10 protein-coding genes are annotated in these 10,635 nt (G+C 67.1%); 9 read left to right on the plus strand and 1 reads right to left on the minus strand.

Annotated elements, in window-relative coordinates:
- The first annotated feature begins 36 nt into the window (after window positions 1–36).
- The 6 genes from pgeF (at window position 37) to TFU_RS05590 (ending at window position 4,897) form a co-directional block, all read left to right on the plus strand.
- Window positions 37–762: a peptidoglycan editing factor PgeF gene (pgeF, locus tag TFU_RS05565; RefSeq protein ID WP_011291561.1), complete on the plus strand. Its 726-nt coding sequence runs from the start codon at window positions 37–39 to the stop codon at window positions 760–762.
- Window positions 759–1,481, plus strand: a complete 723-nt coding sequence (locus tag TFU_RS05570) for a YggS family pyridoxal phosphate-dependent enzyme (protein ID WP_011291562.1) — start codon at window positions 759–761, stop codon at window positions 1,479–1,481. Before pgeF ends, TFU_RS05570 begins: the two co-directional genes overlap by 4 nt.
- Window positions 1,482–1,601: 120 nt before the next feature.
- Entirely contained in the window at window positions 1,602–2,123 is a 522-nt protein-coding gene (locus TFU_RS05575) for a cell division protein SepF (RefSeq protein ID WP_038043538.1), read from the plus strand.
- Between the two features lie 39 nt (window positions 2,124–2,162).
- Window positions 2,163–2,468 (plus strand): YggT family protein, encoded by a 306-nt coding sequence (locus TFU_RS05580; RefSeq protein ID WP_011291564.1) that lies wholly within the window; start codon window positions 2,163–2,165, stop codon window positions 2,466–2,468.
- Between the two features lie 130 nt (window positions 2,469–2,598).
- Window positions 2,599–3,441, plus strand: a complete 843-nt coding sequence (locus TFU_RS05585) for a DivIVA domain-containing protein (RefSeq protein ID WP_011291565.1) — start codon at window positions 2,599–2,601, stop codon at window positions 3,439–3,441.
- A 64-nt stretch (window positions 3,442–3,505) separates the two neighbouring features.
- Window positions 3,506–4,897, plus strand: coding sequence for a hypothetical protein (locus TFU_RS05590; RefSeq protein WP_011291566.1), 1,392 nt, complete (start codon window positions 3,506–3,508; stop codon window positions 4,895–4,897).
- A 139-nt stretch (window positions 4,898–5,036) separates the two neighbouring features.
- On the opposite strand, the gene ileS is transcribed toward TFU_RS05590, so the two are convergent.
- A complete protein-coding gene (ileS, locus tag TFU_RS05595; RefSeq protein WP_011291567.1) occupies window positions 5,037–8,219 on the minus strand; it encodes an isoleucine--tRNA ligase in 3,183 nt (1,060 codons plus the stop codon).
- 375 nt (window positions 8,220–8,594) lie between these two features.
- Between ileS and TFU_RS05600 the strand changes: the two genes are divergently transcribed.
- The 3 genes from TFU_RS05600 to TFU_RS05610 all read left to right on the plus strand — a co-directional run bounded on the left by TFU_RS05600 (window position 8,595) and on the right by TFU_RS05610 (window position 10,586).
- Window positions 8,595–8,861 carry a hypothetical protein gene (locus TFU_RS05600; protein WP_011291568.1) on the plus strand — a complete coding sequence of 89 codons (267 nt, stop codon included), beginning with the start codon at window positions 8,595–8,597 and terminating at the stop codon, window positions 8,859–8,861.
- Window positions 8,862–9,111: 250 nt separating this feature from the next.
- A complete protein-coding gene (locus TFU_RS05605) occupies window positions 9,112–9,660 on the plus strand; it encodes a signal peptidase II (protein WP_011291569.1) in 549 nt (182 codons plus the stop codon).
- Window positions 9,657–10,586 carry an RluA family pseudouridine synthase gene (locus tag TFU_RS05610; RefSeq protein ID WP_011291570.1) on the plus strand — a complete coding sequence of 310 codons (930 nt, stop codon included), beginning with the start codon at window positions 9,657–9,659 and terminating at the stop codon, window positions 10,584–10,586. The genes TFU_RS05605 and TFU_RS05610 overlap by 4 nt, the downstream gene beginning before the upstream one ends.
- The last annotated feature ends 49 nt before the right edge of the window (window positions 10,587–10,635 follow it).

Genomic DNA, 10,635 nt, shown 5'->3' on the forward strand with positions numbered 1-10,635 from the left:
TCGCTCCCCCACGAATCGGATAAGGAGGTGCTCCCCGTGACGGGCACCGTGGTCGAGTTGGCCCCCGGGATACACGCCGGATTCACCGGCCGTGCCGGAGGAGTCAGCGGGGAGCCGTACGCGACCCTGAACCTGGGCGACCACGTGGGTGACGACCCTGCAGCGGTGGCGGAGAACCGGAGACGGGCCGCCCTCGGGTTCGGGATCTCCCCCGACCGCGTGGTGTGGATGAACCAGGTGCACGGCGCCACCGCGGTGACCGTGACCGGATCCGGCCAGGCGGGGGACGTCGACGCAGTCGTCACCCCGGAAGCAGGCCTCGCCTTGGCGGTGCTGGTGGCGGACTGCCTGCCCCTGCTGGTCGCGGACGCCGCAGCCGGGGTGATCGGCGCGGCGCACGCGGGACGCCCGGGCATGGCGGCGGGAGTGGTGCCTGCCCTGGTGGCGGAGATGGCCCGGCACGGGGCGCGCCCCGAGCGGTGTGTTGCCCTCCTGGGGCCCGCGATCTGCGGCCGCTGCTACGAGGTGCCCCGCGACCTGCAGGACAGGGTGGCCCGCACGGTTCCAGAAGCCCGCTGCACAACCGCGGAAGGCACACCAGGACTAGACATTCGAGCCGGAGTCACCGCACAGTTGACGAACTTGGGCGTGACGAATATCACTCATGACAGTCGGTGTACTCGGGAGAGCGCCGACTTGTTCTCCTACCGCAGAGACGCGACCACCGGACGGTTCGCCGGATATGTCTGGAGGGTCCCATGAGCGGGGAGGCACGACGCGCAGAGCTCGCCGCGAACCTGGAACGGGTCCGCGAGCGGGTCGCTGCCGCCTGCGCGGCGGCAGGACGCAAGCCCGAGGAGATCACCATCGTCGCGGTGACCAAACAGTATCCGGCCTCTGACGTGCGTCTTCTCGCGGAACTGGGTATCCGCGACATCGGCGAGAACCGCGACCAGGAGGCGGCGCCGAAAGCAGCCGAATGCCGTGATCTCGATCTCACCTGGCATTTTGTCGGTCAACTGCAGACAAACAAAGCCCGCTCGGTGGCCCGCTACGCTGACGTGGTCCACTCCGTGGACCGGATGCGGCTCGTCACTGAGCTGGGACGCCGGGTCCGCGCCGCGGAACGTACGGTGACCTGCCTCATCCAAGTCAACCTGGACCCCGACTCCGAACAGGGCGTCCTAGGCCCCCGGGGCGGTGCCGACCCCGGTGACGTGCCCGCCCTCGCGGAGGCAGTGGAAGCCGAGGAAGGACTTGCCCTGGGAGGTGTGATGGCCGTCGCACCGCGCCAGGGTGATCCACGAGAAGCCTTCGACCGGCTTAAAACGGTCGCTGAGGAACTCCAAGCTCGCTACCCTCATGCCACGGTGATTTCCGCCGGGATGAGCGGAGACCTAGAAGCCGCAATTGAGCGGGGAGCGACACATCTGAGAATAGGTACGGCGTTGCTTGGCAATCGGAGGTTGATCGTGGGGTAATGTCCCCAGATGAACCCTGGGGCATACGCTGTTCCCTCCTCCGCTCAGGGGTGGACGGGGACCGAATCCATCGGCAAGTCATCTGCGGTGAATCACCACAGGGACGACGGAGGACAAGAGATGGCCGGCGCGCTGCGCAAGATGGCGGTCTACCTCGGCCTCGTGGAGGACGACCGTTACGATCACCGTTACGCGGACGAATACGATGACTTCGAGGACTTCGACGAGCCTCTCGACGAGCGGCCCAGTCGGAATCGTAGTCCCCGCGACGACTCTCGAAACAATGCTGTGACGGATTCCTCTGATCACTCTCCGTCACGAAATGAGCGACGTTCCCCCGCTCCGGCGCCCGCTACCGCAGATCTCGCCCGTATTACGACACTCCATCCCCGCACGTACAACGAAGCGCGTACCATCGGAGAGCATTTCCGTGAAGGTATTCCGGTGATCATGAACCTCACCGAGATGGTCGACAGCGACGCTAAGCGACTGGTCGACTTCGCGGCGGGTTTGATCTTCGGCCTGCACGGAAGCATCGAGCGTGTGACGAATAAAGTGTTTCTGTTGTCTCCGGCTAATGTTGAGGTGACCGCTGAAGACAAGGCACGTATCGCGGAGCGAGGGTTCTTCAATCAGAGTTAGAGCAGCACACACATCCAGCGAGGCAGCCGGAGTACGAGAGTGAACATCGTCCAAGTCGTGCTCGGCAACGTTCTGATCTTCGTCCTGTACCTCTTCCTGATCGCGCTGATCGGACGGTTGGTGTTCGACCTGGTTCAGATGTATGCCCGATCCTGGCGGCCCGCCGGGTTGGTATTGGTCTTGGCCGAGACGACCTATACGATCACGGACCCACCGCTCAAGTTCCTGCGCCGCTTCATCAAACCCATCCGGTTGGGGAGTGTCGCACTCGACTTGAGCTTCATGATCCTGTTCCTTGTGGTGATGATCCTCCTCCAGATCGTGGCGTCTGTCATGACCGTGTAGCAAGATCCGAGAGGCAGGAAGGTAGGCTCCGGTTCCAATACATGCGTCTTAACCATGATCTGGAGTGCCATAAGGTCACGATCAGGTAGCGTCCCTACGGACAGAGTCCAAGCGCGCCAAGGAGACGAACATGCCGCTGACACCTGCGGATGTACGCAATAAGCAATTCAGTACAACCCGGCTACGACCGGGATACGACGAAGAAGAGGTCGACGCCTTCCTCGACGAGGTTGAGGCTGAGCTCGACCGTCTGATCCAGGAGAACGAGGAACTGCGCGGCAAACTCGCCGAGTGCCTGCGCGGCAAGGTTCCCCCTGCGGGAATGAACGACTTCCAGCCCCAGGAGCCCCCCGCTCCTCAGGAGGCCCCCCAGCCTGAAATGCCGATGCGGCAGCCTGAGCCTGCCCCGGCAGCCGCCATGGGCCTACCCGGCGGCGAAGACAACATGGACACCGCGGCACGGGTGCTGGCTCTCGCACAGCAGACCGCTGACCAGGCCATCTCGGACGCCCGCCGCGAGGCCGACGAGACCCTGGGCCGGGCCCGCCACGAGGCCGAGGACATCCTCAGCAAGGCCCGCCGCCAGGCCGAGCAGATCATCAACGAGGCTCGCGCCCGGTCGGAGAACCTTGATCGGGATGCCCAGGAGCGCCACCGCCAGGTCATGGGCTCGCTCGTGCAGCAGCGCGACGAGCTGGAGCACAAGGTCGCCGCGCTCAAGGACTTCGAACGCGAGTACCGCAGCCGGCTCAAGGAGTACTTCGAACGGCAGTTGCGGGAGCTCAACGAGGGAGCGCCCGACTACGGCAACAACCCGAACACCACGGGCGGTTTCCAGACCATGTCTGCTCCCACGGGAGGTAGCCCGTCGCTGCAGCACACCAACCCGGGCACGGGGAGCACGAACCCGTTCGCGTCACCCGAACCGGCACCGCATGGCTACCACCCGGGTGATCCGCACGATCGCCACTGAGTGACGGTCGACGGTCACCCCGGTCCTGTCCGTTCTCTCGATTCCTAAGTAAGGCGCTCACCCGGTGATCATCGTCTGCCTGGTGCTGGTCATAGCGGCGTTCGTCGTGATGGGCACAGCACTAGCCCTCGCAGAGCTGACTCTGGTCAACATCGCGCTCGGTCTCGGCGGGCTCGCCGCTGTACTGCTCGCGGTGGAGTTCGTCCGCAACAGGAAAGCCCTGTTTGGGCCGGGCCGTGCGGAGTCACTGCCCGATCACCGGAGTGCCGGACTCCCCGGGGCCGTGACCGGACCGGTACGGACGGACGATGTGGGGAAGGCGTCCGTCCCGCCTCTGGGCACGGCAGCGGCTACCGGCCAGGTGGCAGCCCCGACCACCAGCGTCGGCAGCCCTCCCGTGACAGTCCAGGACGACGGAGACAGGACCGCGGTAGTCGGGATCTCCGTCCCCGCGCCGGTTTCCGAACCGGTGCGGGAGGCATCCATTCCACCCCCTGCGGAGGCACGCGACGCTACGCTGTCCGAGCCTCCCCAGGAGGAGCAGCACGAATCCGCCGAATCCAGCAGCGGCAGCTCTGCGGACGACACCCCCACTGCCGCGGCATCCCAAGAGGACGCCGACGACGCAGTCGAGGCCGTCCCAGCCTCCGAGCCGGAGGACCGTGCGGCGGGAACGGCGGAGGACACCGACCCGGTCGACACCGACGACCCGGTCGACGAAAACCCGCCCGTGGAGACTGTCGCGGAACCTCCCTGCTCCGACAGCGACTCCGACGACAGCGCGGCAGAGCATTCCCCGGATATGGAAGCCACCCAGGAGCTCCCTGTCCTCGCCGACCAGCTGCACGGGGCAACCGCGGTCGACACCGACGGTCCTGCAGCCGACAGCGAGGAAACCCCGGACTCTGCTGCGGAGGAGCTGACAGTCGACTCCGAGCGGGACGCGGAAGCGGACGACGGCGAGTCCGAGGACACCGCGTCTGTCGACGCCGCCATCGCGGAACCGGATTCCGAGACTGCAGACAGCGACGAGGAGTCCGAGGCCGCAGACAGCGGCGGCGCTGACACCGCCGAATCCGATCCGTCCGGTGACGACGGCGCCGCGCCCGGCAGCGCCGACCACGACGACTCCCCGGCGGATCCTGCGGACGACACTGATCCGGACGTCGACGAGACGGCCGTGATCACCTTCCGCGAACCAGCCGAATGGAATCCGCCTTTCGCACTGCCGTCCCAAGAGCAGTACGAAAACAAGAGCGTTTCCGCTGCGGCGATCGCCGAGCTCGCCGCCCGGTGGACCCCCACGGGCAGCGACCTGGGCACGGAAGCGGCTGCCGCTGAGACGGAACCGGACCAGACCGGATCCGACACATCCACCGACTCCGAGGACGGTTCCGACCCTGCCGACCCGCCTCGCAGCAGTACCACCGCCGCTGCAGACGACGCCACATCCTGAGACGTCGCCGTCCCGGCCCACCCGCCCCCGCGAGTATCCCCACCGGGGCCGCGGTGCCCGCCGACGGTCGGATTGAGGAAACGACTCCACGACAACGGGGCCGTGAACCCGAAAGGTCCACGGCCCCGTGCGACGTGTCTTAGGCCTTCCGCAGCCGCAGGGTGATCCCGAACTCCTCCGAGACGACCTCGTAGGCGTCGGCGTCGCCAGTGCCCTCGGTGAAGGACACCGCCAGCACTTCGCTGCTGATCGCCTCCGCGTGCTCAGCCATGGCCTGCGCTGTCATCTCGTCGGTCGCCGACCACCACAGGTGGATACGGTCGGAGATGTTCAACCCGCTGGACTTGCGCGCATCCTGCACCAGACGGATCACCTCGCGGGCAACACCGGCCCGGCGCAGCTCCGGCGTCAACTCCAAGTCCAACGCCACCGTCTCACCGGCCTCCGACGCCACCGTCCAGCCTTCCCGCGGCTGCTCGGTGACCACCACTTCGTCAGCGGAGAGCACCACCTGCTCCCCGTCGACGTCCACGGTCGCCGCATTGTCCGCGCGCAGCCGCTCCACCAGCGTCTTAGCGTCGGCCTCCCGGATCGCCTGGGCGACCCGCGGCGTGGTCTTGCCGAACCGCTTGCCCAGGGCACGGAAGTTCGGCTTCACCGAGTAGTCCACCAGGTCGCCGCCGACCACCGACAGCGGGTCGAGCTGCACCACGTTGAGCTCTTCCGCGATCTGCGCGCGCAACTGCTCCGGCAGCTCCGCAAAACCCGGGGCACCCACGAGCGCCCGCGCCAGCGGCTGGCGGACCCGCTGCCCCGAGTCCACCCGGGCCGCCCGGCCCAGCTCCACCAGGCGGCGCACCAGCGCCATCTGCTCCGACAGCGCAGGGTCGATCAGCGACTCGTCGGCCTTCGGCCACGACGCCAAGTGCACCGACTCCGGAGCATCCGGACGGCGCAGCGCCTGCCACACGTGGTCGGTGATGAACGGCACGATCGGCGCCATCAGCAGGGTGAGGGTCTCCAAGCATTCGAACAGGGTGGCGAATGCCGCAGCCCCCTCAGGCGTGCCCGCACCCGCCCAGAACCGGCGGCGCGACCGGCGCACATACCAGTTGGACAGGTCGTCGATGAACGTGGTCAACGCCCGGCCCGCCAGCGCCGTGTCGAACCGCTCCAACGCGTCGTCCACGGTCTTGATCAGCGAGTGCAGCTCGGAGAGGATCCAGCGGTCCAGCAGCGGCCGGTCCTGCGGCGCCGGCGCGTCCGCCAACTGCTCGTGGCTCCACCCGTCGCCCGCACCCGCGTACAAGGTGAAGAAGGACGCCGAGTTGTAGTAGGTGAGCAGGACCTTGCGGACAATCTCCTCCAGGACCGTGTGCCCGACCCGGCGCGGCATCCACGGCGAACCGCTGGCCGCCATGAACCAGCGCAGCGCGTCAGCGCCGTGCCGGTCCATGACAGGGATCGGCTCCAGGATGTTGCCCAGGTGCTTGCTCATCTTGCGGCCGTCTTCGGCGAGGATGTGGCCCAGGCAGACCACGTTCTCGTACGAGGAGCGGCCGAAGACCAGCGTGCTGACCGCCATCAGCGAATAGAACCAGCCGCGGGTCTGGTCGATCGCCTCGCAGATGTACTGGGCGGGGAAGTTCGCTTCGAACTTCTCCTGGTTGCGGTGCGGGGCACCCCACTGCGCGAACGGCATCGCACCGGAGTCGAACCACACGTCGATGACTTCCGGCACCCGGCGGGCCACCCGCTGCTCCAGCGGCAGCGACGGGTCCGCGTCCGGGTCGGGGATGACGATGTCGTCCACGTACGGGCGGTGCGGGTCCAGGTCGGACAAGTCCTGCCCGCTCAGCTCGCTCAGCTCCTTCAAGGAGCCCACACAGATCCGCCGACCGTCCGGGAACTCCCAGATCGGCAGCGGTGTGCCCCAGTAGCGGCTGCGGGACAGCGCCCAGTCGACGTTGTTGCGCAGCCACTCCCCGTAACGTCCGTCCTTGACGTTCGCCGGAACCCAGTTGGTCTTGGCGTTCTCCGCCAGCAACTGGTCCTTGATCGCGGTCGTCTTGATGTACCACGACGGCACCGCGTAGTACATCAGCGGAGTGTGGCAACGCCAGCAGTGCGGATAGCTGTGCTCGTAGTCGAGGTGCTTGAACAGCAGGCCGCGGTCCTTCAGGTCCGCCACGAGGGCAGCGTCCGCGGTCTTGAAGAACTCGTCGCCCACCAGGTCCAGGTGCTCCTCGAACGTGCCGTCGTTGCGCACCGGGTTGACCACGGGCAGCCCGTAAGCGCGGCAGACCTGCATGTCGTCCGCACCGAACGCGGGCGCCTGGTGCACCAGGCCGGTACCGTCCTCGACGGTCACATAGTCGCCGAGCACCACGAAATGCGCGGGGGAGTCGAACTCCACCAGCTCGAACGGCCGCTGGTAGGTCCAGCGTTCCAGCTCCGCGCCTTTGAACCGCTGCCCGGTCAGCGTCCAGCCGTCACCCAGCGCCGCACCCACCAGCGGCTCGGCCACGACCAACTGCTCAGAACCGTCCGTGGCCACCACATAGTCCACCTCGGGGTGCACGGCCACAGCCGTGTTGGACACCAGGGTCCACGGGGTCGTGGTCCACACCAGCAGCGCGGCCTGCCCGGCGAGCGGGCCGGACGTCAGCGGGAACCGCACATACACCGACGGGTCGGTGACTGTCTCATAGCCCTGCGCGAGCTCGTGGTCGGACAGGGTGGTGCCGCAACGCGGACAGTACGGGCTGATCCGGTAGTCCTGAACCAGCAGGCCCTTGTCCCAGATCTGCTTGATCGCCCACCACACCGACTCCACGTATTCGCGGTCCATGGTGCGGTAGGCCTCGTCCATGTTGACCCAGTAGCCCATGCGCCGCGTCATCTCGGTGAACGCGTCCACGTTCCGCAGCACCGACTCGCGGCAGCGGGCGTTGAACTCGGCGATCCCGAACGCCTCGATGTCCTTCTTGCCGGAGATCCCCAGTTCTTTTTCGACGGCGACCTCAACGGGCAGGCCGTGGCAGTCCCACCCGGCCTTGCGTTCGACGTAGAACCCCTTCATCGTCTTGAACCGGGGGAACACGTCCTTGAATACGCGCGCCTCGACGTGGTGCACGCCGGGCGTCCCGTTCGCGGTCGGGGGACCCTCGTAGAACACCCAGGTCGGGCCGCCCTGTGTCTGCTCTAGGGACCGTTCGAAGATCTTGTGTTCTTCCCACCGCCGCAGCACCTCGTGCTCCATCGCAGGCAGGTCGATCTGGGCGGGAAGCGTGGGGAACGGTCGAGTCGACTCCTTCGACACGTGGCGTACCTTTCCATCAGGGGTGCTGGTCACCTGACGGAGGGACGAGGCAGACGCCCCGCGGTACCACCCTCCTTGGCCGCGCGGCCGTCGTCCTGCCGCGCGCCCCACTCGTTGCTGATCGGCCGGTTCTACTGAGCGTCCGCACAGACGCCGTTCTTCCGGCGGCTCCGGGGTGATCTTCCCGTGCGGTCATACCCCCAGGCTTCCACCGTCCCCGGGTCGCTCATGGCTGTGTCCGCCGGTACTCGTCCCCATCAACGCCTTGCTGGGTTGAGGATATCCCAGGAAGCAGCACCGTCCGGCCGCCGTTTTCCGGCTGTAACGTGACCGGGGCATACTTGCGCCGAAAACCGCGAGACCGAGGAGGAAACGGTGACCCGAGCGACCCACGAGGGAGCCGTCCTGGTGACGCTGGCGGAACGCGACGCCGCGGAAGAACTCGCCGAGCAGTTGCAAGAGCAGGGGTACGCGCCCTGCACCGTGCACCGGGACATGTACGCGGGGGAAGACGACGCCGAAGACGTGGACTGGATCGTGGAAGTCCGCACCGGCCCGGACGGTGCTCCCGCCGTCATGGATGAGGAAGGGCTTGCCGCGCTCGCCGAAGAATACGGCGGGTTCGTGCACGTCGAAGAGTAACGGCCGCTGCGCAGCCAGATAAGGGAATCAGGTTGGCGCATAGAATGAGGGCTGGCCCGCACGCCACGCGGACGGAACACCGACGGCCGCGAGACCACGGAGGCGGCGGTACGCCGTATCCCACGTTGAGGAGTTCCCGCTGAGTGACGTCGACCCCGCTCAGGGCATCGAGAGTACTGAGGCTGAGAACGCGTCCCCACAGGACCGCCCGCGCCGGATAGGGCTGCTGCTGGCGGTTGCCGCCGGGCCCTTGGTTGCCGACTTCGTCACCAAGGAGATCGCGCTCGCGTACTTCTCCCCCCGCGACCCGATCGTGCTTCTCGGCGGCCTGCTCAAGCTGACACTCGTGTTCAACCCGGGGGCAGCGTTCTCCATCGGTACCGGGATGACCTGGGTGTTCAGCCTGATCATGGTGGCGGTCATCGGCACCATCCTGTGGACGGCACCTCGGCTGCGCAGCGCCGGATGGGCGGTGTCGCTGGGGTTGATCCTCAGTGGCGCCATAGGCAATTTCATCGACCGCGTGTGGCGTCCCGACACTCGGGAGATACCGGCGGCACTCGTGGGTCCGGACGCGCCAGGGACGTGGGTGGACCGGCTGTTCCATCCGCCGTCCCCGTTGCACGGTCACGTCGTGGACTGGATTCAGGTGCCCTACTGGCCGGTGTTCAACATCGCCGACTCCGCGATCGTGTGCGGCGGTGTCCTCGCCGTGCTGTTGGCTTTCCGTGGGATCAACATTGACGGCACGCGCGAGACAGACGACAAACGCGGTGCGACGCGAGGAGACGAAGCGTGAGTGATCACCGGAGCATGCCGGTACCTGACGGGTTGGAAGGCGATCGGCTCGATACGGCAATCGCCCGCCTCTTCGGCCTGTCGCGGACCCGTGCAGCCGAGCTGATCGCTGAAGGCAATGTGCTGGTCGATGGTGCGCCAGCAGCGAAGTCCGACCGGGTGAACGCCGGGGCGTGGCTGGACATCACCCTGCCCCCGCCCCCGAACCCCCCTGCGCCGCGTCCCGAGCCGGTGCCGGGGATGCGCATCGTGTACGAGGACGCCGACATTGTCGTGGTGGACAAGCCCGCGGGCGTGGTCGCCCACCCCACGATCGGCTGGTCGGGGCCGACCGTGGTGGACGGGCTGCTGGCCGCAGGGGTCGCGGTCGCGACCAGTGGTGCCGCCGAACGGCAGGGCATCGTGCACCGCTTGGACGCCAACACCACGGGGCTGATGGTGGTCGCGAAAAGCGAGATCGCCTACAGCTCGCTGAAACGCGCGTTCAAGGAGCGCACAGTGGAGAAGGTCTACCACGCGCTCGTGCAGGGGCACCCTGATCCGCTGCGCGGCACGATCGACGCGCCGATCGACCGGCACCCGTCAGGGGACGGCCGGTTCGCGGTGGTGGCGGGCGGCCGCCCGTCGGTGACCCACTACACCACGTTGGAGGCGTTCCGCGCGGCCAGCCTGCTGGAAATCGACTTGGAGACGGGCCGCACCCACCAGATCCGCGTCCACATGTCGGCGATCCGCCACCCGTGCGTGGGGGACACCCTGTACGGGGCGGATCCCACGTTGGCGGAGCGGCTGGGGGTGCACCGGCAGTGGCTGCACGCGATCCGGTTGGCGTTCACCCACCCCACGCAGTACCGCCGGGTGGAGTTCACCAGCTCGTATCCGGAGGATTTGGCGAAGTCGCTGGAGATTCTCCGCGCAGAGTCGTGACGGCATGCACGGCCCCCGCGGAAACCCTCTGAACACGGGTTTCCGCGGG

Source organism: Thermobifida fusca YX (assembly GCF_000012405.1).
In the GTDB taxonomy this organism is placed as follows: Bacteria; Actinomycetota; Actinomycetes; order Streptosporangiales; family Streptosporangiaceae; genus Thermobifida; species Thermobifida fusca.

Coding starts and splice junctions, on each gene's coding strand:
- TFU_RS05570 (WP_011291562.1), top strand. CDS start 759: ATGAGCGGGGAGGCACGACGCGCAGAGCTCGCCGCGAACCTGGAACGG.
- TFU_RS05575 (WP_038043538.1), top strand. CDS start 1,602: ATGGCCGGCGCGCTGCGCAAGATGGCGGTCTACCTCGGCCTCGTGGAG.
- TFU_RS05585 (WP_011291565.1), top strand. CDS start 2,599: ATGCCGCTGACACCTGCGGATGTACGCAATAAGCAATTCAGTACAACC.